Here is a 22,122-nt window from a genome sequence, read left to right as displayed (position 1 = left end):
GGGGTTTGAGGTGACGGTGGTCCGATCCGAGTCGACCCGGCGGATGCCCCGCGCCCAGCGCCGGGAGCAGATCCTCGAGGCCGCCACGCGCGCCTTCGCCCGTGGCGGCTTCGCGAACACGGGGCTCGATGCCATCGCGGCGGAAGCCGGCGTGACCCCGGTGATCCTGTACCGGCACTTCGCATCGAAGGCCGACCTGTATCGGGAAGTCATCGAGAGTGGCCACGCGCGGCTTCGCGAAGCCACCGGGCCGGATGAGTTCGACGACGCCAGTATCCCGGCGCTAATCCGCGCTGCCGCAGCGGATCCGGACACCTTCCGGCTGCTCTACCGTTATGCCGCAACCGAAGCGGAGTTTCGCGACATGATCGACACCCTCGTCGAGGGTTCGGCCGACATCACCCGCCGCCACCTGGCGGGCATCGCCGACGACCAATGGCGCAACTGGGCCGCGCGACTGCTGCCCACCATGACGATCGACGCCGTCATCGCCTGGCTCGACGCCGGTCAGCCCGACCCGGACCGGGCCGCCGCTCGAATCCGCAGCGTCGTCGACGCGGTGATCCAGGCCGCCTCGGGCTCGCCGTAGGGCTCGCGCTAGCCGAGCGGGGCGTCGATCCCGTCGTAGAGCTCGGGCGCGTGGTACGTCCACGGGACGTCGCGCGCGTGTGTGGCGCCGACCCGAAGCTTTCCGGTGCGGGCGAGGTCGAAGGCGAACATCGTCATGGCCGTGCGTGTTTCGCGCCGCATCTGCTTCCGGATTTCCGCGGCGTCGGACGACGACGCGGCACGATCGAAACCGACGTGACGCCGGCACCCGATTATCGATCGTGGCGTCAGACCTGCAAGGAGTTGATCCACTTTTCGAGCCGGCGGGCCTGGTGGGCCATGACTTCGGGCTTGGCCAGGGCATTGGTGAGCACGGCGCTGCCCTCGTAGGCGATGACGAGTTCGAGCGCCAGGTCGCGGGCGTCGCGACGGCCCATGTCCCGGAACTGCTGCTCGGCCCAGTCCAGCAGGGTCTGCATGATTGGAGCGGTCAGGGCGGGGGATTGGCCCGGCTGGTTGCCGAGTTCGGTGCACAGGCTCCCGAGCGGACAGCCGTGCTCGGCGATCGTGTCGCGGGACTCGGACAGCATTGCCACGAGCGCCTTGAGGCGAGCCTTGGGGCTGCCGTGCCGGCGCTGCAGGGCCGCGGTCGCGGAGCGGATTTCCTCGGTGCGCGCCTCGACGACGGCGGCCACGATGTCGTCTTTGGTCTTGAAGTAGTAGTACACGTTGCCCAGGGGCACCTCGGCGGCCTCCGCGATGTGCGCGAGTGTGGTGCCCGCGATGCCCTGGCGGTAAAACAGGTCGCATGCGGCGGCGATCAGTCGCTCCCGCTTGCCGGTTGAGTCAGCCATATCACTCACGGACTATAGACGGCACGCGTCCATGCTCAGGTTCCACAGCCGGTCCCGGTTCTCCGGGGTGTTGTGGGCGGTCTTGACCTTCTTCGGCTTGGCATTAGCAAAGTATTGCCCGGAAACGCGCGACGCGTCCGGAGAGCCGGCGAGGAATACCGACGTGGCGGCGCCCTTTTCCGCGGACCGTGAAAACGGCAGCGCGGCATAGGAGATCGCGCGGAAGATCCCTTCCGCCCCGCGCATCATCGGCGTCCTGACGACGCCGGGGTGCACGGCGTTTGCCGTCACGCGGGCCGGTCCCAGCCGCTGCGCCAGCTCGATGGTGAACAGCAGCACGCACAGTTTGGACGCGGCGTATGCGCCGATGGTGGAGAACCGCCGTTCGCCCTGCAGGTTGTCCGGCTCGAACTTGCCGGCCCGGTACACGCTCGAGCTCAGGTTGATGACCCTGCCCTGCGGGCTCGCTTCCAGTGCGCCGAGCAGCAACTGGGTGAGATAGAAGTGCGCGAGGTAGTTGACCTGAAACGTCGTCTCGTAGCCGTCCTCGGTCAGCTCGCGTCGCGGCATGACGACGCCGGCGTTGTTGAGCAGGACGTCCAGCCGCGGGTGGCGTGCCGTGAACGCGTCGGCCAGCCGGTGCAGCTGGGAAAGCGACCGGAGGTCGGCGGTGAGGTAATCGACGTCGCGGTTGCCGGTGGCCGCCACGATTTCGGACGTCACCGCCGCCGCCTTGGCCTCGCTGCGCGCGGCCAGCACGACGGTGTAGCCCTCGCGGGCAAGCGCCGCCGCGGTGACCTTGCCAATGCCGTCGGTGGCCCCGGTGATGAGGCAGATCGGCTTGTCCATCGTATCCAGGACCTATCGGCTGGCCGTCTCGACGCGGCTGGGCCGTAGCAACATCCGCGACATCATCGAGCGGGTGACCGACGCCGGCACGAGCGCGGCGGTCACCCGGTTGACCCGGCCCGGTATGCAGTTCGCCCGATTGCGCTCCAGCGCGCGCAACGCCTCGCGGGCGCAAACCTCCGGTGCCATGGGCGATATCGGCATCTTGTCGGGGTCCAGCCCGAACACGGCGAGCGCCGGCGTGCGGGTGGGCCCCGGGTGGAGCACCGTGACGTGCACCCCCTGCTTCGCCAGCTCGCCGTGCAGGCCGGCGCCGAGGCTCGACACATAGGCCTTGGTCGCCGCGGTGTGCGCCAGGTAGGGCACGCCATGAGTGGCCCCCAGCGCGGAGACCAGCACGATGCCGCCGCGACCGCGCCGCGCCATTCGTTCGCCGAAGTGGTGGCTCAGGCCCAGATGCGCGGCGGTATTGAGCCGCAGGATCGCCCGCTGCGCCTGCAGATCGGATTCCACAAACGGCCCGGGCAGCGCCTCGCCGGCGTTGGACACCAGCAATCCGACGTCGATGTCGTTGGTGGCCTCGATGATCGGGGTCAGCATGCCGGGGTCGGACAGGTCGACGCCGACGGCGCGATAGTCGACACCGTAGCCACGGGCCAGCGCCGGGCCCAGTTCCTGCAGCACGGCCAGGCGCCGCGCCACCAGGACCACGTTGATGCCAGCGTCGGCGAGCTGGTGAGCGAACTCGCGTCCGATCCCCGATGACGCCCCCGTCACGACCGCCCAGGGGCCGAACCGATGTGCGTTGATCCTCATGGTGGTTGACCTTTCGTCGGCCCCTTAGGGGATGTTCAGAGTTAGTTACACAACTTACTACTGGACGCGACCAGCTGACAAGACGTAGAACAGCCGGAACGCATATGCGCTCCACAAACCGATTGCGCGCACGCACCCGCGCCGCTACTGTGTTGGTCAGCTGACTTACTAGTGCCCAAAGACCTGGAGTGGGGATGGCTGTCGTCAAACGCGCGTGGATCCCGCTGGTCGTCGTGGTCCTGGTCGCCCTCGCGGGTTTCGCCGTCTACCGGCTGCACGGCGTCTTCGGCGCTCGGGTCGCCGCGTCGGCCGTCGGCGCCCGCGCCGACGACATCAAACCCTTCAATCCCAAGCACGTAACGATGGAGGTCTTCGGCCCGGCGGGCAGCGTTGCCGACATCAACTACCTCGATGTCGACGCCGTGCCGCAGCGCGTCGACGGCACGCGGCTGCCATGGACGTACAGCGTGGCCACGACCGCGCCCGCGGTCAGCGTCAACGTCGTGGCGCAGGGCGACGATGACAACATCGGCTGCCGAATCATCGTGAACGGCGATATCAAGGCCCAGCGCACCATGGCGGGAATCCACCCCCAGACCTTCTGCCTGGTGAAGTCGGCGTGATCGCGCGGACGGTTCGCCGGCTTTCGGTGCCGATCCTGCTGTTCTGGCTGGGGCTTGCGGCGCTCACCAATATCGCTGTGCCGCAACTGGAGGCGATCGGGGAAGCGCACGCCGTGTCGATGAGCCCCGACGACGCCCCGGCGATCCAGGCGATGAAGCGGATCGGCCGGCTGTTCGGAGAATTCGACTCCGACAGCGCGGTCATGGTCGTCCTCGAGGGCCAAACGCCGCTGGGCGATCCGGCGCACCGGTTTTACGACGACCTAGTCCGCAAGCTCGGGCAGGATCACAAGCACGTCGAGCACGTCCAGAACTTCTGGGGCGATCCGCTCACCGCGGCCGGGTCACAGAGCGCCGACGGCAAGGCCGCCTACGTCCAGGTTTTCCTCGCCGGTCGCCAAGGCGAGACGCTGGCCAACGAGTCCGTCGACGCCGTGCGGCGCATCGTGTCAAACGCGCAGGCGCCCAACGGCATCAGGGCCTACGTCGCGGGCCCCGCGGCCGTCACCACCGATCAGCTCGAATTCGGCAACAAGAGCGCTCGCAAGGTGATGGGCGTGACCGTCGCGGTCATCGTCGCGATGCTGCTGATCGTGTACCGCTCGCTGGTCACCGTCCTGCTGACGCTGCTGATGGTCTTCATCGAATTGCCGGCCGTGCAGGGGGTGATCGCATTCCTCGGCGACCGCGGCGTCCTCGGGCTCTCGACCTTTGCGGTGCAAATCCTTCCGATCCTCGCGATCGCCGCGGGCACGGATTACGCGATCTTCATCGTGGGCCGATATCAGGAGGCCCGTCAGGCGGGCCAGGACACAGAAGCCGCCTACTACACCATGTTTCGCGGCAGCGCTCATGTGGTCCTGGGCTCGGGCCTGACCATCGCCGGCGCGATGTTCTGCCTGAGCTTCACCAGGCTGCCCTATTTCCAAACCCTGGGCGCGCCGTGCGCGATCGGGATGTTCACGCTGGTGGCGAGCGCGCTCACGTTGGGTCCGGCCATCATCACGCTGGGCAGCCGCTTCGGCCTTTTCGATCCGAAACGCAAGATCAAGACGCGGGGGTGGCGACGGGTGGGAACCGCCGTCGTCCGCTGGCCCGCACCGATACTCGCGGCGACCTCCGCGGCCGCGCTCGTCGGGCTACTGGCACTGCCGTCGTTCACGACGAGCTACAACGACCGCAATTACCTTCCCCGGACCACACCGTCGAACATCGGGTACGCCGCGGCCGACCGGCACTTCTCGCCCGCGCGGCTCAATCCCGACCTGTTGTTGATCCAGTCCGACCACGACATGCGCAATCCCGCCGACATGCTCGTCCTGGACCGGGTGGCCAAAGGCGTCTTCGGGGCCGACGGCGTCGCGCGGGTCCAGTCCATCACCAGGCCGCTGGGCGCCCCGATCACGCACACCTCCATACCCTTTCAGATCAGCATGCAGGGGACCACGCTGACCGAGAACATGAAGTACCTGCACGACCGGATGGCCGACATGCGGGCCATCGCCGATCAAATGACGGGCGTCATCGACACCATGCAACGCATGCTCGCCCTCATGCGTCAGCTCGCCGGCACCACCCACGACGTCGCGGGCCGGACGAAGCAGATCGTCGCGGACACGAGCGAAGTGCGCGATCGGATCGCCGATTTCGACGATTTCTTCCGGCCGCTGCGCGGCTACCTCTATTGGGAGCGGCACTGCTTCGACATTCCCGTCTGCTGGGCGTTGCGATCGGCGTTCGATGCGCTCGACGGCGTCGACAAGGTCACCGACGACCTGGGCGGTCTGGTCAACGACACCGACCGGCTGGACAGCCTGCTGCCGCAACTGGTCTCGCTGCTGCCGCCGATCATCGACGCCACGACGACCATGCGCACGATGACGATGACGATGTACAGCACGTTCGCGGGCCTGTTGGACCAGATGGACGCCGCGCAGCAGAACGCGTCCGCGATGGGGCAGGCGTTCGACGCGGCCAAAAACGACGATTCCTTCTACCTTCCGCCGGAGGTCTTCGACAACCCCGACTTCAAACGCGGCCTGGCGATGTTCCTCTCGCCCGATGGCAAGGCCGCCCGCCTCATCATCACCCACGAAGGGGATCCCGCCACCCCCGAAGGCATCTCGCGCGTCGACGCGATCGAGCGGGCCGCGCGGCACGCCGTCAAGGGAACTCCCTTGGCAGAGGCCAAGATCTACCTGGGCGGCACGGCGCCGACGTACAAGGACATGAGCGGCGCGGCCAAATACGATCTGCTGATCGCCGGAATCGCGGCGGCCTGCCTGATCTTTATCATCATGCTGGTCATCACCGGAAGCGTCATCGCGGCCCTGGTCATCATCGGCACCGTGGTGCTGTCGTTGGGCGCCTCGTTCGGACTGTCGGTGCTGGTGTGGCAGGACATCCTCGGTATTCCGTTGCACTGGTTGGTGATAGCGATGGCCGTCATCATCCTGCTGGCCGTGGGATCGGACTACAACCTGTTGCTGGTGTCGAGGTTCAAGGAGGAGATCGGGGCCGGCATCAAGACGGGCATCATCCGCGCGATGGGCGGAACGGGTGCGGTGGTGACCTCGGCGGGCCTGGTGTTCGCGTTCACCATGTCGTCCTTCGTGGTCAGCGATCTGCGGATCATCGGTCAGTTCGGCACGACCGTCGGCATCGGGCTCCTCTTCGACACGCTGGTGGTGCGGTCGCTGATGACACCCGCGATCGCCGCCCTGCTCGGGCGCTGGTTCTGGTGGCCCCGGCGGGTGGGCATCGGCCGTCGCGCGCAGCGGCCCGACACCGTTTTGACCCAGAGCGCCCCCGAAAGCGTGCACTCATGAACCTCCGCCGCGCCACCCCGCAGACGCTGTCCGACTCGATCCGCATCGCCGCGCCGCCGGAGCGGGTGTGGGAGCTGATCACCACCGTCGCCGGCATCACGGAGTGGTACGACACCTGGGACGCCGTCGAGCACGCCGCCGACGATGAACGGCTCCAGGTGGGCACGTCGTTTCGCCTGATCCGTCACCGCGTCGGCGGCGACGACACCGCGCTGTGCCGCGTGACCTCGCTGCTGCCGCCCCGGCGGCTGTGCTGGGTGCAGTACGCCCCCCACCTGCCCACCATGTCCGTCGAATTCCGGCTACTCCCCGAGCCCGACGGGACCGCCGGCACCCTGTTGCGCCACACCAGGAGCTGGCTCGGGGAAGGCGAGCCCAGCCACTAAGCTTGCGGCGTGGCGAAACCTGATGACTCCGAGGCGGCCGGGCCGGTCGACCGGCCCGTGCTGGTCGTCGACTTCGGCGCGCAATATGCGCAGCTGATCGCCCGGCGCGTCCGCGAGGCGCGGGTCTTTTCCGAGGTCATCCCGCACACCGCCACGGTCGAGGAGATCAAGGCCCGCAACCCGGTGGCGGTCGTGCTCTCCGGTGGACCGGCCAGCGTCTACACCGAGGGCGCCCCGCAGCTCGATCCGGCGCTGTTCGACCTCGAGGTGCCGGTGTTCGGCATCTGCTATGGGTTTCAGGCCATGGCGCAGGCCCTGGGCGGCACCGTCGCCCACACCGGCACCAGCGAGTACGGCCGCACCGAGCTGAAAGTGCTTGGCGGCGAGCTGCATTCGGGCCTGCCGGAGATCCAGCCGGTGTGGATGAGTCACGGCGACGCGGTCACCGCGGCACCGGACGGATTCGACGTGGTCGCTTCCAGCGCGGGCGCGGCGGTGGCCGCCTTCGAGAACCGGGGGCGGCGCCTGGCCGGCGTGCAGTACCACCCGGAGGTGATGCACACCCCGCACGGCCAGCAGGTGCTGAGCCGGTTTTTGCACGACTTCGCCGGGCTCGGCGCGGACTGGACGCCCGCCAACATCGCCGACGCGCTCGTCGAGCAGGTGCGCGCGCAGATCGGGGACGGCCACGCGATCTGCGGGCTGTCCGGCGGGGTGGATTCGGCGGTGGCCGCCGCGCTGGTGCAGCGCGCCATCGGCGACAGGCTGACGTGTGTGTTCGTCGACCACGGGCTGTTGCGCGCCGGCGAGCGCGACCAGGTGCAGCGCGACTTCGTGGCCGCCACCGGCGCCAACCTTGTCACCGTCGACGCGGCGGAGACCTTCCTGCAGGCGCTGTCGGGGGTGACCAACCCCGAGGGCAAGCGCAAGATCATCGGGCGGCAATTCATCCGGGCGTTCGAGGGCGCGGTGCGAGACATCCTGGGCGACAACGGGTCCGCTGAAAACGGGGTCGAGTTCCTGGTGCAGGGCACGCTGTATCCCGACGTGGTGGAGTCGGGCGGGGGCAGCGGCACCGCGAACATCAAGAGCCACCACAACGTCGGCGGGCTGCCGGGCGATCTGAAGTTCAAGCTCGTCGAGCCGCTGCGGCTGCTGTTCAAGGACGAGGTGCGCGCCGTCGGGCGCGAGCTGGGCCTACCGGAGGAAATCGTTGGGCGCCAGCCCTTTCCGGGGCCGGGGCTGGGAATCCGGATCGTCGGCGAGGTCACGGCGCAGCGGCTGGACACGTTGCGGCGCGCCGACTCGATCGCGCGCGAGGAGTTGACCGCCGCCGCCCTGGACAACCAGATCTGGCAGTGCCCGGTGGTGCTGCTGGCCGACGTGCGCTCGGTCGGGGTGCAGGGCGACAACCGCACCTACGGGCACCCGATCGTGCTGCGGCCGGTGTCCAGCGAGGACGCGATGACCGCCGACTGGACCCGGGTGCCTTACGAGGTGCTGGAGCGCATCTCGACCCGGATCACCAACGAGGTGCCCGAGGTCAACCGCGTGGTGCTGGACGTCACCAGCAAGCCGCCCGGCACCATCGAGTGGGAGTAGCCCCTCGCCGTTTTCGCGACACATAACCAGTTGCGAAGACACGCCGGAAAACCTCGCACTGGTTTATGTCTCGACGAATTCGCGCCTCCCGTAGGCGATCGTGGCCGCATCCCAGTTCCCGCCGGCCTCGGCGACGAGCCGGCGGGCGACGTCTCGGTCGTCGCCCCCGGCGACCAGGATCAGGGTGTGGTCGGTGGTGGTGACGGACCCGCCCCGGATGCGATCGCGGGCGGCCGGATCGGCCGCCAGCGCGTCGCCGAAGCGCGCGATGTCGACACCGGGCACCGCGACGATGATCGCGTCCCCCGCGCGCTGCGGAAGGTAGTCGAAGGCCAGCACCGCTTCCTGGTCGAACTGGCGGCGCAGCGCCTCGGCGGCGGAGTGCGACGCGCCGTCGGCGCCGCACAGGTGAAATTCGAGCGAGCGCTCACGGGTGTTGCGCTGCAGCGCGTCCGACCAGTACACCCCGTCGAGCGGGGTCGATCCCGTCACCGCCGCGCCGCTGAGCGCGATCGTCACGGTGGCCCGCGCCTCGAACAGGGGATCGGTGTCGGCGGCGAACAGCTCGGCCTGCTGACAGGGCTCGGCGTGGGCCGGCGCCGGAAAAGTGGTGCAAAAAAGCACCACCAGCCACACCAGCACCGACCGCATAAAGCAGCCTCTCACGTCGCTTGACGGTTGTCGGAGGGTGGGTGTTTACTCGCCAATGTATCGAACATACTTTCGAAAAGAGCGGCGCTGGGAGGCGGGTATGACTGCGGCTTTGGCCTCCGATCACCGCGCTGAGCAGCTGGAATCGCTGCGCCGACGGATGGCTGAGATCTCCGGCAAGGCCCCCGGCGGCGCCCCCGCCGACGACCTGCTGCCGGATTCGGAATCCGGGCTGGCGCTCCCGCGATGGCTCGCGGAGGCGCTGCCGGTGCCGTTGCCGCGGGGAACGGTGGCGGTGCTGTCCGGGGCCCGGTCGCTGGTGCTGGGCGTGGTGGCCGCGGTGACGGCGGCCGGGGGCAACGTCGCCATCGTCGGTCAGCCCGACATCGGGCTGCTGGCCGCCGTGGAGATGGGGGCGGACCTGAGTCGGGTCGCGGTGATACCGGACCCCGGAACCGATCCGGTCGAGGTGGCCGCGGTGCTCGTCGACGGCATGGATCTGGTGGTGCTCGGCCTGGGCGGGCGCCAGGTGCCGCACACCCGGGCGCGGGCGGTGGTGGCGCGGGCCCGCAACAAGGGATGCACCCTGCTGGTCACCGACGGCGACTGGCAAGGGGCGCCGACGCGGCTGGAGGCGCGGGTCTGCGGCTATGAAATCACCCCGGCTCATCGGGGAACGCCCGCCCCTGGCTTCGGGCGCATCAGCAGGGTGCGGCTGCGGATCGGTGGGGTGTGCGCGGGCAGGCGGGTGATCGGCCGGTCGCGAGCCGGGTGAATTCGGGTGGCTTCCTCACGCGCGCTGGCGATCTGGTGCATGGACTGGCCCGCGGTCGCGGCGGCGGCAGCGGCGGGCCTGCCCGTGACGGCCCCGATCGCGATCACCTTGGCCAACCGGGTGATCGCCTGCTCGTCGGGCGCCCGCGCGGCGGGGGTGCGGCGGGGGCTGCGGCGACGGGAGGCGGCGGCGCGGTGCCCGCAGCTGCACGTCGCGACCGCCGACGCCGACCGCGACGCCCGCTTCTTCGAACCGGTGATCGCCGCGGTGGACGACCTGGTGCCCCGCGCCGAGGTGCTGCGGCCCGGCCTGCTGGTGTTGCCGGTGCGCGGGGCGGCCCGCTATTTCGGGTCCGAGGAGCAGGCCGCCGAGCGGCTGATCGACGCGGTGGCCGCCGCCGGTGCCGAGTGCCAGGCGGGCATCGCCGACCAGTTGTCCACCTCGGTCTTCGCCGCGCGGGCGGGCCGGATCGTCCCGCCGGGGGGCGACGCGAGGTTCCTGTCGGCGCTGTCGATCCGGCAGCTGGCCACCGAGCCGAGCCTGTCCGGTCCGGGGCGAGAGGAGCTGACGGACCTGTTGTGGCGGATGGGGATTCGCACCATCGGGCAGTTCGCCGCGCTGTCGCGCACCGACGTGGCCTCCCGGTTCGGCGCCGACGGGGTGACCGCGCACCGGTTCGCCCGCGGCGAACCCGAGCGGGGGCCGTCCGGGCGCGAGCCGCCGCCCGAACTCGAGGCCGTGCTGGACTGCGACCCGCCGATCGAGCGCGTCGATGCCGCGGCCTTCGCCGGGCGCTCGCTGGCCGGCGAGCTGCACCAGGCGCTGATGGCCGCCGGGGTGGGCTGCACCCGGCTGGCCATCCACGCCGTCACCGCCAACGGCGAAGAGCTGCAACGGGTGTGGCGGGGCGCCGAGCCGTTGACCGAGGACGCCACCGCCGACCGGGTGCGCTGGCAGCTCGACGGGTGGTTGAGCAACCGGACCGGCCGCAATCCCCGCCCGACGGCGGCGGTGACGCTGTTGCGGCTGCAGGCCGTGGAGGTGGTGTCGGCCGGGGCGTTGCAGTTGCCGCTCTGGGGTGGCCTGGGCGAGGAGGACAGGCTGCGGGCCCGCCGGGCGCTGGTGCGGGTCCAGGGCCTGCTCGGGCCGGAGGCGGTGCGGGTGCCGGTGCTGGCCGGCGGCCGCGGCCCCGCCGAACGCATCACGTTGATCCCCCTGGGCGACGAGCCGGTGCCGCATGCCGACCCGGGCCCGCCGTGGCCCGGGCAACTGCCCCAGCCGTCGCCGGCGGTGCTGCTCGACGACCCGGTGGAATTGCTTGACGCCAAGGGGGATTCGATACGGGTGACCGGCCGGGGGATGTTCTCGGCCGACCCCTCCCGGCTGACCATGCGCGGCCGGGACGAGCGGCTGCGCTGGTGGGCCGGGCCCTGGCCGGTCGACGAGCGGTGGTGGGACGACCGGCCGGGCGGTCAAGGGGGGAGCCGCACCGCCCGCGCGCAGGTCCTGCTGGAGGACGAGCGGGCGTTTCTGGTGTGCTACCGCCAGCGGCGCTGGTATTTGGAGGGGAGCTACGAGTGACGGTGCTTATCCCGTGGGCCGCAGCGCCTCGGGCGTCAGGTCCTTGAGCGAGGGGTAGCCGTCCACGGCCATGATCAGGTCCGCCTCGGCCAGCAGGGAGCGCAGCACGTGCACGATGCCCTCGACACCGCCGAGCGCCAGGCCGTAGGCGTAGGGGCGGCCGATCCCCACCGCCGTCGCGCCCATCGCCAGCGCCTTGATGATGTCGGCGCCGCTGCGGACCCCCGAGTCGAACAGCACCGGCATCCCGTCGGCGGCCTCCACCACCCCGGGCAGGCAGTCCAGGCAGGCCAGCCCCCCGTTGGCCTGCCGGCCGCCGTGGTTGGAACAGTAAATGCCGTCCACGCCAATGTCTTTGGCGCGGCGCACGTCGTCGGGGTGGCAGACGCCCTTCACCAGCAGCGGCAGGCTGGTCTCCGCCCGCAGCCACTCCAGGTCGCTCCACCGGAACGGGCCGCCGAAGATGGGCAACTTGCGCACCGCCGCCTCGGTGGCGTCCTCGCCCGGTTGCAGGCTCGCGCGGAAGACCGGGTCGGAGGTGTAGTTGCTCAGGCATCCGCTGGGCACCTGCGGGTAGTTCCCGGCGCTCAGGTCGCGCGGGCGCCAGCCGGTGACCCACGTGTCGAGGGTGACCGCGATGGCCTTGAAACCGCACGCCTCGGCGCGGTGCACCAGGCTGGCGGCCATCTCGCGGTCCGGCGGCGTGTACAGCTGGAAAAAGCCGGGGGTGTCGCCGAGTTCCGGGGCGACCTCTTCCATCGGGTCGGAGGTGAGCGTGCCCACGAAGAACGGCACGCCGGTGCGGGCGGAGGCCCGCGCCGCGGCCAGGTCGCCGTGGCCGTCCTGGGCGCACACGCCGATGACGCCGATGGGGGCCATGAAGATCGGGGACGGCAGCGAGATCCCGAACAGCTCGACGGACATGTCGCGCTGCTCGGGGGCGATTCCCATGCGGGGGAACAGGCCCCAGCGCTTGAAGGCGTCGCAGTTGGCCCGCTGGGTGTGCTCGTCACCGGCCCCACCGGCGACGTAACCTAACACTTTCGGTGGCATCGCCGCGGCCGCCTTGGCCTCCAGGTCGGCGAATGTGATGGGGTAGGGCGGCTGCCGGCCGGCCTGCCCCTGGTCATAGAGCTCGGTTTGATAGTCGGCGAAAGGCATGGCTCGCGCATACCCGGCGACCGGGTCGCCAAACGGGCGCTAGCCGAGGCCGCGCGCGAACGCCCCGACCCGCTCGATGAACTCCTCGAAGAACGCCGCGGGGTCCACGTCAACGCCGATCAGGGCGTTGGCTTTTCGCTCGCCCGACCAATCGGGTGTCGTCACGCCCCGGGTCGGGGTGTCCGCCAGTTCGATGTCCACCGTCGCCGCCCGAGTCGCGATCAGCCGCGGTTCCAGCGCCGCCGCCGCGGCCAGCGGGTCGTGCATGAACGCGACGTAGCCGTGCCCGCGGGCCTCGTGCGACTCGAAGTAGAACCGCATCGCGTCCTCGATCACCGGTAGCAACGGCGACGGGCCCGAGGCGGCGGCGAGCCGGGCCAGGATCTGCGGCGTCATCGCGACGCGCCGGGTGAGATCCAGGCCGCACACGATCGGAAGTTGTTGCTGCCCGGCCCAGCCGGCGAAGACCTCGCCGGCGGCCTCGGGGTCGACCCGGATGTTCCACTCGGCCATCGGGTTGACCTCGACGCCGTCGCCGCCGAACGCGCCGCCCATGATCACCAGCCGGCGCAGCATCCTCGGCAGCGCGGGTTCGGCGCGCAACGCCAGCGCCAGGTTGGTCAGCGGTCCGGTGACCAGGCCGACCAGTTCGCCGGGATGTGCGTGCGCCGCGGACACCCACGCCGCGGTGGCGTCGTGACCGGTGAGCACGCGTCCGGCGCGGGGAAGGTCGGCATAGCCTAAACCCTTGGGGCCGTGGAACTTCGAATGGTGCGGCCAGTGCCCGCACAGCGGCTCGTCGGCGCCCCTGGACACGGGTATGGCTGGGGCCCGGCACAATTCGAGCAGGGCCAGGTTGTTGGCGCAGACCTGGTCGACGTGGATGTTGCCGCCGGTCGAGGCGATGCCGACGACGTCGGCGTCGGCGCTGGCCAGCAGGTAGATCAACGCCATCGCGTCGTCGATGCCGGTGTCGACGTCGACGAAAACGGGGTTCACCGCGGTGATTTTACGGCCAAGCCGACGCGAAGGTGATCACCAGGACGTCGCGCTGCGCCGGCCCGGAGGCGTCGATCGGCCGGATCGGCGAGACGCGGTGCAGGGTGCGGCGGTCGTCGCCCAGCATGAGCGTCCCCGGCTCGGCCAGCGTCGTCGCCAGCAACCGCCGGCCCTCAAGGTCGCACACCGTGCTCTCGCCGCCGATGGCGTTGCGCCGCCCGATCAGCAGCGAGCTGACCAGGGTGACGCCGTCGCGGTGCAGGCCTTCGGGCGTCGGATGGCCGTCCTGGTCCCCGCAGCATCGAATCCGGAACGGATGCACCTTGACGTTCCAGTCGGCCACGTCGCCGTCGAGGGCCGCGGCCACCCGGGCCAGCAGAGTGATCACCTTGTGCAGCAACGGATCCGCGGTGAACGCATCGGTCAGCGACGCGAACTCACGGTCCTTGCCGATGTAGAGGGGATTGGAGTCCTCCGGCTGCACGAACGCGAGCTTGGGCAGCGGGCGCAGCACCCCGTCGCGAAACGAGTACCGGCCGTACCGGCGCAGCCGCCGCACCCCCAGCTCCGCCGCATAGGGGTCCGGCGCCAGATCCCGCCAGTGGCGCGCGAACCGGGTCCATTCTTCGCGGCCCACCCCAAGGCTGCGCGTCACGTCGAGCGAGGGCAGCACCGCGACCCCCGTCTTCGTGACCAGCCGGGCCGCGGCGGCCACCGGATCGGCGTCCTTCCACTTTTCGCACAGGACCATCGCGCCGGGATACCGCAATCGGGCCGCCCTGAAACGGAGTGTCAGTCCCGGCCGGGAAGCCGCGCCGTGACCTCCTGGACCAGCCAGGTATCGCCGTCCGGATCGGTGAAGGAGAAGTAAGACTGGTAACTGGCGCGCCCGGGGTCGGGCCCGGGCAGCCGTGCTTCCGGCGGGAACGGCACGCCATGCCACATGTCGCTCGCGCGGACGCCGCGGCCGAGGAGGTCCTCGTGGGCCGCCTCGATGTCGGGGACGGTCAGCACCGCCTGCGCCGTCCCGGGCGCCGACGGCGTGACACCCTCGCCGAAGGTGACCGAGCAGGCGGAGCCCGGCGGCGTGAATTGGACGACGCGCACGCCCTCTGCGGGCGCGGTGTCGCCGTCAAACCGCCACCCCCAGTTTTCGTAGAACTGCCTCGCGCGGTCGACGTCTGACACGGGGACGACGTGGACCTCGAGGTGCATGGCAACCATGCCGCTTTCTTCCTCAGATGGTCGGCTAGACAAAGCGATTCATGTTTACCAGTGCACCCCGGGCACCAGCCGCACCAGCCGCTTGACCGGGCGCGGTGTCCGGATGCCGCCCGTGACCGCGCGGGCGGGCCGCCGCGGCTTGCGCGGCGCCGCGCTGACCGCGGCCGGTTCGGTGGGCACGCCGCGCGCCGCGGCGGAATCGGGGTAGCCCAGGTAGAGCTGGTGCAGGATGCGCCGCGACGTCCGCGGCGCGAAGTAGTTGCCGGCCTCGGCGAGGGTGCCCAGCGGGGTGTCGATGCGCGCCGGCTTCTCGACCAGGCCGCGCACCACCATCGCCGCCGCCCGCTCGGGGCTGATCGCGGGCACCGGGTTGAGCCGGTGCGACGGCGCGATCATCGGCGTGCGGACCAGCGGCATGTGGATGTTGGTGAACGTGATGTGGTCGGAGAGCGTCTCGGAGCCGACCACGTCGGCGAACGCATCGAGGGCCGCCTTGGTGGGGAGGTAGGAGCTGTATTTGGGGTTGCGGGCCTGCACGCCCGCGCTGGAGACGTTGACCACGTGGCCGAACCGGCGCTCGCGCCAGTGCGGCAGCAGCGCCAGCACCATCCGCACCGCGCCGAAGTAGTTGACCGCCATCACCCGCTCGTAGTCGTGCAGCCGGTCGGTCGAGTTGACCACCGAGCGGCGGATGGACCGGCCGGCGTTGTTCACCAGGTAGTCGACGTGGTCGAAGCGGCCCAGGATGTCCTTGACGGTGTGCTCCACCGAGGTGGAGTCGGTGACGTCGCAGGTGAACGCGTGCGCCTGCCCGCCGCCCGCGCGGATCTCGGTGACCAGCGCGTCCAGCGCGTCGGCGTTGCGGGCCAGCGCGAACACCGTCGCGCCCCGCTCGGCGACGGCGATCGCGGCCGCCCGCCCGATCCCGCTGGACGCGCCGGTGATGATGACGTGTCGGCCCCGCAGCGGCGCTGACGGGTCGTCGCGCCGCGCCCGGTCGGGGTCGAGGTGCTCGGCCCAGTACCACCACAGCTCGGGCGCGTAGCTCGCGAATTCGGGCACTTCGATACCGGTGCCGTGCAACGCCTTTCGGGTCTCGTCGCTGACGAAGGTGGGTTTCAAGTCGACGACGTCGAAAATCTCGGCCGGAATCCCGAGCTGGGTGGCCGCCATGTTGCGCACCACCCGGGCGCGCCCGCGCACCTTGAGCACCGGCGCCGCCACCGCGCGGGGCAGCGACCCGCGCAGCGGCGGCAACCCGGCCGCCTTGGCCACGCCGCGGTAAATGCCGCGCAGCCCAATGGTTTTGGGTGACGTGAGGTGGAAGGTGCGGCCGTCGTAGCCGTCGCCGTGCATCAGTGCGACCAGCGCGTCGACGACGTAGTCGACCGGGACGATGTTGGTGCGACCGGTGTCGGGCAGCAGGATCGGCGTCAGCTTGGGCAACACCGCCAACTTGGCCAGCACGCCGAAGAAGTAGTACGGCCCGTCGACCTTGTCCATCTCGCCGGTGACCGAATCGCCGACCACGACCGCGGGCCGGTAGACGCGGTAGCGCAGCCCGGCCGTCGACCGGACCAGCGCCTCCGCCTCGAACTTCGTCTGGTGGTAGGCGGTGGGCAGCCGCTGCCCGACGTCGAAGTCGTCCTCGGTGTATTCGCCGGCAAACTCGCCCGCCACGGCGATCGACGACACGTGGTGCAGCGTGGCGTCCAGCCGCCGCGACAGCTCGATCACGGCCCGGGTGCCCTCGACGTTGACGGCCCGCTGCTCGGCCTCGCCGGCGGTGATGTCGTAGATCGCCGCGCAGTGCACGAGGTGATCGACCCGGCCGAGATCCGCCAGGGTCTCGTCGGTCAGGCTCAGCCCGGGCAGCTCGCCGACCAGCGGCTTCGCCCGCTCCCCCCACCCGACGGCGAGGCGTTCGAAGCGCCCCAGCGATCCGCGGCGCACCACCACCCACACCTGCGCGTCGGGGCGCGTTTCCAGGAGACGAGACACGACGCGGCGCCCGATAACCCCGGTACCGCCGGTAACGACATACCGCATGCGGACATGGTAGCCGTCAGCCGCTGAAGTCGCGGATGCCGTCCCATTCCTGCAGCGTCCAACCCGTCATCGGGTTGCCGGTGATCACCACGCGGCCGGTGTTGGGCAGGGGGTGGGTGGTCCGGAGGCTGTCCTTGGCGTTCTTCACGTTCATCAGCACCCAGTACTCGATGGAGTACAGGTGCGCGAACACCACCGGGTTGTCGTGTCCGCTGTCGTAGACCTTCTGGACGGCGGCGGTGAACCGGTCGTTGAACTCCTTGCCGGTGATCGAGCCGGGGATGCTGTTTTGCACGTCGCCGTTGAGCCAATCGGCCGGCGCCAGCAGGTAGGTCGAGGGATCCATCGAGACCGGCTTGCCCTCGAACCACCCGGCGCCGATCTCCTGGATGCCCTGCAGCACCTCGACCTGCTTGTGCAGTTCGGACGCCAGCGGCTCGGCGGTTTGCTGGGCGCGCGCCATCGTCGAGGCGTAGACGGCGTCGTACTTGTTGTGGGCGAGCTGGTGGGCGACCTGTTCGGCCTGCCCCTTGCCTTCGGGGCTGAGGCCGGGGCCCGGCACCGAGGTGTCGATGATCCCGCTGGCGTTGGCCTCCGACTGCGCGTGGCGGATGAACGTCAGGGTGATGCTGCGCGGCTGCGGCGGGCCGCCGCACGCACCGACGATCACCGCCGCGGCGAGCACTGCTATGGCCTTTGCGATCACGCTCCCCTTGCGCATGCCGATAGCCTGCCCTGCCGGGGGTGCCGGGGGGAAGGGTTTGCGATGGTCTGAAATGGTTCAGGTACGAAAAAGCGCGATTCCATCAATGAGGAGACTCGTATGGCCATTGACCCGAGCGCCGTCGGCGCGGTGAGCGATCCGATGCTGTTCGAATGGACCGACAAGGACACGATGCTGTATGCGCTCGGCGTCGGGTGCGGCATCGACGACCTGTCCTTCACGACCGAGAACAGCCACGACATCGCCCAGCAAGTGCTGCCCACCTACGCGGTGATCTGCTCCCCGGCCTTCGGGGCGGCCGGCAAGATCGGCACGTTCAACTGGGCCATGCTCTTACACGGATCGCAGGGTGTCCGGTTGCATGCACCGCTGCCCCCGGCGGGGAAGCTGTCCGTGGTCTCCGAGGTCACCGACATTCAGGACAAGGGCGAGGGCAAGAACGCGGTCGTGATGCTGCGCGGCCGCGGCACCGACCCGGACTCGGGCACGCTGATCGCCGAAACGTCGACGACCTTCGTCGTCCGGGGTGCGGGCGGGTTCGGGGGAGCGCCGGGGCAGCGGCCGATAGCGCCGGAGATCCCGGACCGCGAGCCGGACGCCCGGATCCCGCTGCCCACCCGCGAGGACCAGGCGCTGATCTATCGGCTCTCCGGTGACCGCAACCCACTGCACAGCGACCCGTGGTTCGCCCGGGAGCTGGCCGGGTTCCCCAGGCCGATCCTGCACGGGCTGTGCAGCTACGGCGTGGCGGGCCGGGCGCTGGTGGCCGAGCTGGGCAAGGGCGTGGCCGCCAACGTCACCTCGATCGACGCGCGGTTCAGCTCGCCGGTGTTCCCCGGCGAGACGCTGACGACGCTGATCTGGCGGACCGAGCCCGGCAAGGCCGTCTTCCGGACCGAGGCGTCGGGTGCCGAGGGCAGCCCCGCCCGGGTGGTGCTCGACGACGGCGCCGCCGAGTACGCGCAGGCCTAGCTGACGGGCTAGGTCCCGTCGGTGCCGTTGGTGCCGGGAGTGCCGAACAGCGCCCCGCGGGTGCCGCCGGCCGCGCCGAGCCCACCGGCTCCGGGGGTGGCGCCGGTGCCGCCGTTGCCGCCGTTGCCTCCAGCACCGCCAGTGCCCCGCCGGCGCCGCCGCTGCCCGACAGCCAGCCGCCGCGGCCGCCGGCGCCGCCGTTGGCCGCCGCGCCGCCGTTGCCGCCGACGCCGCCGTTGCCGATCAGCCCGGCCGCGCCGCCGTTGCCGCCGGGCAGGCCGGACGCGGCCGGTTGGGAGTAGCCGTTGCCGCCGTTGCCGTACAGCAGCCCGCCGGCCCCGCCGTTCGGGCTGGCCGCCGTCCCGTCGGCGCCGTTGCCGATCAGCGGGCGCCCCAGCAGCGTCTGGGTCGGCGCGTTGATCGCGTCGAGCACGTTCTGCTGCGCGCTGGCGGCCTCGGTGCGCGCGTACGACGCTCCGGCGCCGCTCAGGGCCACGGCGAACTGGTCGTGAAACGCGGTCGCCTGGGCGCTGAACGCTTGATACGCCTGGGCGTACTGGCCGAACAGTTTCGAGATGGCCGTCGACACCTCGTCGGCGGCGGCCACTTGGATCTGGACCGTCGGGCCCGCCGCGGCGGCGCTTGCCGTCGCGATCGACGAGCGAATCGCCGCCAAATCCGTTGCGGCGGCCACCATCGTGTCCGGCGATGCGATCACAAAAGACATGTCTGACCTCCCGAGTCGGCGAAAATATTAACGCGGCCGGATACCGGGTGTCATAGAATCGGGGGACTTTTCAGGGCCTTCGCAGGCAAAGTCCTCGATTCAATGACCAACGGTCGTAAGTCAATTCAGGCGGGCGTCACTCAACCGCCGCGCCAGCCCGGCGGTGAACTCCGCGACGCCTGCCGGACTGTCCAGCGCGAACCGCGCGGCGGTGGCGCGGTCGCCGTCCTCGTTGTGCCGCACCAGGATCGGGATCCCGTCGGCGCGGATCGCGTCGAACGCGTCCTCGTCGGTGATGTCGTCGCCGAGGTAGATCGGCAGCAGGGGACCGGCGGTGGCCCGGTCCAGGTGGTCGATCACCCAGCGCAGGGTCTTGCCCTTGTCCCAGTCCATGTCGGGGCGCAGCTCGATGACCTCGCGGCCGGTGGTCACCCGAAGCGCGTCGCGCCGGCCCGCCGCGCGCACCGCGGCGGCCACCTCGCCGACGCGATCCCGTGCGGCGTTGCGGTAGTGCACCGCCACGCCAAAACGCTTGTGCTCCACCACCACGCCGGGAATCGGGCCCAGCGCGTCGCGTAGTTCGCCCGCCGCCTGTTCCAGCACCGGTATGGCAGCCGCCGCGTCCTCGTTCTGGTGGTGTGTCCCGTCGGGCGCGGTCAGCTCGAAACCGTGGCTGCCGGCGTACCAGATGCCGGGCACGCCGAGGCGCTTCCGCACGTCGGCCAGGTCGCGGCCGGACAGCACCGCCACCGGACATTGCGCGGCGAGCTCCTGCAGCGCCTGCACCGCGCCGGCGACGGGCCGGGCCGCGTCGGGATCGTCGACGATGTCCGACAGGGTTCCGTCGAAGTCGTAGAACACCGCCGGCCCGCGCTCGGTCAGCGCGCCCAAAGCCTCCGACGCGTCGGGCAGCTCGGACATCCGGCGGTCCCCGGTCCGCACGCCGAGCTCACGCATGTCGGCGACCACCTCGTCGGCGCCCGAACGCTCCAGCACCTCCGGGGCCCCGGTGCCCTCGACACCGACGACCAACGCGAAACCGCCCTCGCGCGCGGCCTGGACGGCCGCCGGGTCGTCGGTGATGACGGCGCATCGGCCCGGGCGCACCGAGAGCTCGTCGGCCGCCGCGCGCAGGGTGCCGCCCGACGAGAACGCGCCGGCGCCGACGCCCGCGTCACGCAGCCGCCCGACCAGCGCCTGCGCGTCGCCCAACCCGGTGTCGAACAGCACCGCGTCGTGGCGGCGCGGGTCGATGCTGACCGGCATGCACCAACCTTCTCACGGTGCCCGGCGCCGCCGGGCCCGGGTCAGGAACGCGCCGACGGGCGCGCGCGATACGCCTGGCTCGGGTGCCTGCGGGCCGCGCGCCTGCGTCGGTGGTCCTTGCCGAACAGCAGCACCGAATCTCCGCTGAGCGCCACCATCCGCGCCATGCCCAGTTCGATGCCGGCCGCCAACTCCTTGACGTCGGCCGCGGCGTCGTATTCGGCCGTGATCCCGAACACCACGTCGTCGCCGTAGCTGAGCACCGCGACCCCCGTGCTCAGGCGCACGCCGGTCGGGGGGATCGGCAACAGCCGCTCCATCGTCCGGCCCATCAGCCGCAGCTGATGGCGTGGCCCCGGCGTGTGCGTTCCCAGCGTCACGATGCCGGCGTGCGGCAACCGGGCCAGCAGCTGTAATACGTTGCTGCGCAACAGCGCCGGGAGGCAGTTGAGCGCCGCCTCCACGATGCCGGGTTCGCGCTTTTGGACCCTCCACCGGCTATGCACCGTGCGTAGCTGCTGGACCGGGTCCTCGTGCTCGACGGGCAGATACGGCAGCATGGCCGAACGGACCGGCGTCGGCACCAGGGTCCGCAGCGAGTCCTCGCGCGGCTCCTCGCCGCGGCGCAGCAGGACGCGCCGGAAGCCCTCGGTGATGGCCGCCAGCGCAACGTCGTTGACCGTCACACCGAATTTGCGGCACACCTTGTCGACGTCGACGGCGGGCACCCGCACCGTGCCGTAGCGCCGCATGACCGGGTCGACCGACAGCCGTTCGGCGGGCCACATCGCCTCGACGAGGGTGCCGGCCAGCGCGGCGGCCCGGCCCAGGGCGCCGGCCCAGCCGGGTCGCGGTGCCGACGAAACCTGCGCGGCGCCAACGTCGCTCGGGAAGTCGCCCGCGGCGGCGTCGTCGCAGAGCCTGGTGAGCAGGTGGGCGGCATCGGCGACGTCGTGGTGGGTCTTCATCAGAATCGCCCACCGGTCGCCCGTCAGGCCCTCGATGACCCAGCACTCCCACGGCGGGCGGTTCAAGTCGAGGGGACGCTCCAGGGCGAAGGCGATGGCCCGGGACAGCTGAGTGTCGTCACCCGGGCGCGGAATCGCCACCCGCCGCACATGATGGGCGACGTCGAATTCCGGACAGTCGATCCACTCGAAGTTCTGCGCCCGTAGCAACTGTGTGCAGCGCGGTACCGACCGGAACCGTTCCACCAGAAGCGCTTTCAGCAGGCCGGGATCGGGGGCCGGGCCGTCGACAATGGCGACCGCACCGATGGCCAGGCTCGCGTGCTGTTCGGGATCCTGAGCCTTGAGGTACGCCGTGTCCAGTGCCTTCGCTTGCGCCATGCTCAGTCCCGCCGTCGTTTTTCTCCCTCGTACCAGTATCTGCGCGGCGCCTGCCGGGCGGTAGTCCGGCGGCGTTAAGAACGTGTTTAGACCCGTTTAACAGGGCCGCTCATATTCGAACATATATTCGAGTAAGC

General features: G+C 70.5%; 21 protein-coding genes and 1 pseudogene. 8 read left to right on the top strand and 14 right to left on the bottom strand.

Annotated features, from left to right (window positions below; translation table 11 throughout):
* Nucleotides 1–43 precede the first annotated feature (43 nt).
* On the top strand, nucleotides 44–589 hold the full coding sequence (locus tag MTAB308_RS10920; protein ID WP_077100124.1) for a TetR/AcrR family transcriptional regulator: 546 nt from the start codon (nucleotides 44–46) through the stop codon (nucleotides 587–589).
* Nucleotides 590–597: 8 nt separating this feature from the next.
* Here MTAB308_RS10920 and MTAB308_RS28865 read toward each other — a convergent pair whose 3' ends face one another.
* The 4 genes from MTAB308_RS28865 to MTAB308_RS10905 form a co-directional block, all read right to left on the bottom strand.
* Nucleotides 598–750 carry a hypothetical protein gene (locus MTAB308_RS28865; RefSeq protein WP_157900938.1) on the bottom strand — a complete coding sequence of 51 codons (153 nt, stop codon included), beginning with the start codon at nucleotides 748–750 and terminating at the stop codon, nucleotides 598–600.
* Between the two features lie 86 nt (nucleotides 751–836).
* Nucleotides 837–1,403 carry a TetR/AcrR family transcriptional regulator gene (locus tag MTAB308_RS10915; protein WP_077099459.1) on the bottom strand — a complete coding sequence of 189 codons (567 nt, stop codon included), beginning with the start codon at nucleotides 1,401–1,403 and terminating at the stop codon, nucleotides 837–839.
* A gap of 12 nt (nucleotides 1,404–1,415) precedes the next feature.
* Nucleotides 1,416–2,252, bottom strand: coding sequence for an SDR family oxidoreductase (locus MTAB308_RS10910; protein ID WP_077099458.1), 837 nt, complete (start codon nucleotides 2,250–2,252; stop codon nucleotides 1,416–1,418).
* A gap of 12 nt (nucleotides 2,253–2,264) precedes the next feature.
* Nucleotides 2,265–3,068, bottom strand: coding sequence for an SDR family NAD(P)-dependent oxidoreductase (locus MTAB308_RS10905; protein ID WP_077099457.1), 804 nt, complete (start codon nucleotides 3,066–3,068; stop codon nucleotides 2,265–2,267).
* A gap of 194 nt (nucleotides 3,069–3,262) precedes the next feature.
* Here MTAB308_RS10905 and MTAB308_RS10900 point away from each other — a divergent pair, with 194 nt between their 5' ends.
* Genes MTAB308_RS10900 through guaA form a run of 4 tightly spaced genes read left to right on the top strand, consistent with a single transcriptional unit; the run spans nucleotide 3,263 to nucleotide 8,507 of the window.
* Nucleotides 3,263–3,691 carry an MmpS family transport accessory protein gene (locus MTAB308_RS10900; protein ID WP_077099456.1) on the top strand — a complete coding sequence of 143 codons (429 nt, stop codon included), beginning with the start codon at nucleotides 3,263–3,265 and terminating at the stop codon, nucleotides 3,689–3,691.
* The gene (locus MTAB308_RS10895) at nucleotides 3,688–6,519 is read left to right on the top strand and encodes an MMPL/RND family transporter (RefSeq protein ID WP_077099455.1); all 2,832 of its coding nucleotides are present in this window, start codon (nucleotides 3,688–3,690) and stop codon (nucleotides 6,517–6,519) included. The genes MTAB308_RS10900 and MTAB308_RS10895 overlap by 4 nt, the downstream gene beginning before the upstream one ends.
* Nucleotides 6,516–6,905 carry an SRPBCC family protein gene (locus tag MTAB308_RS10890; protein WP_077099454.1) on the top strand — a complete coding sequence of 130 codons (390 nt, stop codon included), beginning with the start codon at nucleotides 6,516–6,518 and terminating at the stop codon, nucleotides 6,903–6,905. Before MTAB308_RS10895 ends, MTAB308_RS10890 begins: the two co-directional genes overlap by 4 nt.
* A 9-nt stretch (nucleotides 6,906–6,914) precedes the next feature.
* The gene (gene guaA / locus MTAB308_RS10885) at nucleotides 6,915–8,507 is read left to right on the top strand and encodes a glutamine-hydrolyzing GMP synthase (protein WP_108637267.1); all 1,593 of its coding nucleotides are present in this window, start codon (nucleotides 6,915–6,917) and stop codon (nucleotides 8,505–8,507) included.
* A gap of 63 nt (nucleotides 8,508–8,570) precedes the next feature.
* Here guaA and MTAB308_RS10880 read toward each other — a convergent pair whose 3' ends face one another.
* Nucleotides 8,571–9,158, bottom strand: coding sequence for a hypothetical protein (locus tag MTAB308_RS10880; RefSeq protein WP_108637266.1), 588 nt, complete (start codon nucleotides 9,156–9,158; stop codon nucleotides 8,571–8,573).
* A gap of 100 nt (nucleotides 9,159–9,258) precedes the next feature.
* Here MTAB308_RS10880 and MTAB308_RS10875 point away from each other — a divergent pair, with 100 nt between their 5' ends.
* Nucleotides 9,259–9,933 carry a hypothetical protein gene (locus tag MTAB308_RS10875; RefSeq protein WP_077099452.1) on the top strand — a complete coding sequence of 225 codons (675 nt, stop codon included), beginning with the start codon at nucleotides 9,259–9,261 and terminating at the stop codon, nucleotides 9,931–9,933.
* A 39-nt stretch (nucleotides 9,934–9,972) separates the two neighbouring features.
* Nucleotides 9,973–11,514 carry a DNA polymerase Y family protein gene (locus tag MTAB308_RS10870; protein ID WP_077100122.1) on the top strand — a complete coding sequence of 514 codons (1,542 nt, stop codon included), beginning with the start codon at nucleotides 9,973–9,975 and terminating at the stop codon, nucleotides 11,512–11,514.
* 6 nt (nucleotides 11,515–11,520) lie between these two features.
* Here the strand turns inward: MTAB308_RS10870 and MTAB308_RS10865 are convergent, their stop codons facing one another.
* From MTAB308_RS10865 to MTAB308_RS10840, 6 genes are read right to left on the bottom strand one after another with little or no spacing between them, the layout of a single operon-like run.
* Nucleotides 11,521–12,675, bottom strand: coding sequence for an alpha-hydroxy-acid oxidizing protein (locus tag MTAB308_RS10865; protein WP_077099451.1), 1,155 nt, complete (start codon nucleotides 12,673–12,675; stop codon nucleotides 11,521–11,523).
* A gap of 39 nt (nucleotides 12,676–12,714) precedes the next feature.
* On the bottom strand, nucleotides 12,715–13,683 hold the full coding sequence (locus MTAB308_RS10860) for a nucleoside hydrolase (RefSeq protein WP_108637265.1): 969 nt from the start codon (nucleotides 13,681–13,683) through the stop codon (nucleotides 12,715–12,717).
* A 1-nt stretch (nucleotide 13,684) separates the two neighbouring features.
* A complete protein-coding gene (locus MTAB308_RS10855) occupies nucleotides 13,685–14,425 on the bottom strand; it encodes a 2OG-Fe dioxygenase family protein (RefSeq protein ID WP_077100121.1) in 741 nt (246 codons plus the stop codon).
* 41 nt (nucleotides 14,426–14,466) lie between these two features.
* Nucleotides 14,467–14,898, bottom strand: coding sequence for a VOC family protein (locus MTAB308_RS10850; protein ID WP_077099449.1), 432 nt, complete (start codon nucleotides 14,896–14,898; stop codon nucleotides 14,467–14,469).
* Between the two features lie 45 nt (nucleotides 14,899–14,943).
* A complete protein-coding gene (locus MTAB308_RS10845; protein WP_077099448.1) occupies nucleotides 14,944–16,947 on the bottom strand; it encodes an SDR family oxidoreductase in 2,004 nt (667 codons plus the stop codon).
* Between the two features lie 16 nt (nucleotides 16,948–16,963).
* Nucleotides 16,964–17,668 carry a histidine phosphatase family protein gene (locus tag MTAB308_RS10840; RefSeq protein WP_077099447.1) on the bottom strand — a complete coding sequence of 235 codons (705 nt, stop codon included), beginning with the start codon at nucleotides 17,666–17,668 and terminating at the stop codon, nucleotides 16,964–16,966.
* 102 nt (nucleotides 17,669–17,770) lie between these two features.
* Here MTAB308_RS10840 and MTAB308_RS10835 point away from each other — a divergent pair, with 102 nt between their 5' ends.
* On the top strand, nucleotides 17,771–18,643 hold the full coding sequence (locus MTAB308_RS10835) for a MaoC family dehydratase (protein WP_077099446.1): 873 nt from the start codon (nucleotides 17,771–17,773) through the stop codon (nucleotides 18,641–18,643).
* Between the two features lie 14 nt (nucleotides 18,644–18,657).
* On the opposite strand, the pseudogene MTAB308_RS10830 reads toward MTAB308_RS10835, so the two are convergent.
* From MTAB308_RS10830 to MTAB308_RS10820, 3 genes and pseudogenes are all read right to left on the bottom strand, one after another.
* Nucleotides 18,658–19,370, bottom strand: a pseudogene (locus MTAB308_RS10830) (PE family protein); the annotation flags it as partial.
* Nucleotides 19,371–19,490: 120 nt separating this feature from the next.
* Complete coding sequence (gene otsB, locus MTAB308_RS10825; RefSeq protein WP_077099444.1) at nucleotides 19,491–20,636, bottom strand: trehalose-phosphatase; 1,146 nt, start codon at nucleotides 20,634–20,636, stop codon at nucleotides 19,491–19,493.
* A gap of 41 nt (nucleotides 20,637–20,677) precedes the next feature.
* Nucleotides 20,678–21,985, bottom strand: a complete 1,308-nt coding sequence (locus tag MTAB308_RS10820) for a wax ester/triacylglycerol synthase domain-containing protein (RefSeq protein WP_077099443.1) — start codon at nucleotides 21,983–21,985, stop codon at nucleotides 20,678–20,680.
* Nucleotides 21,986–22,122: the final 137 nt, after the last annotated feature.

It is taken from the genome of Mycobacterium terramassiliense, assembly GCF_900157385.1.
Classification (GTDB): Bacteria; Actinomycetota; Actinomycetes; order Mycobacteriales; family Mycobacteriaceae; genus Mycobacterium; species Mycobacterium terramassiliense.
The sequence above is the reverse complement of the archived record's forward strand: the minus strand, read 5'-3'. Positions and strand labels throughout refer to the sequence as shown.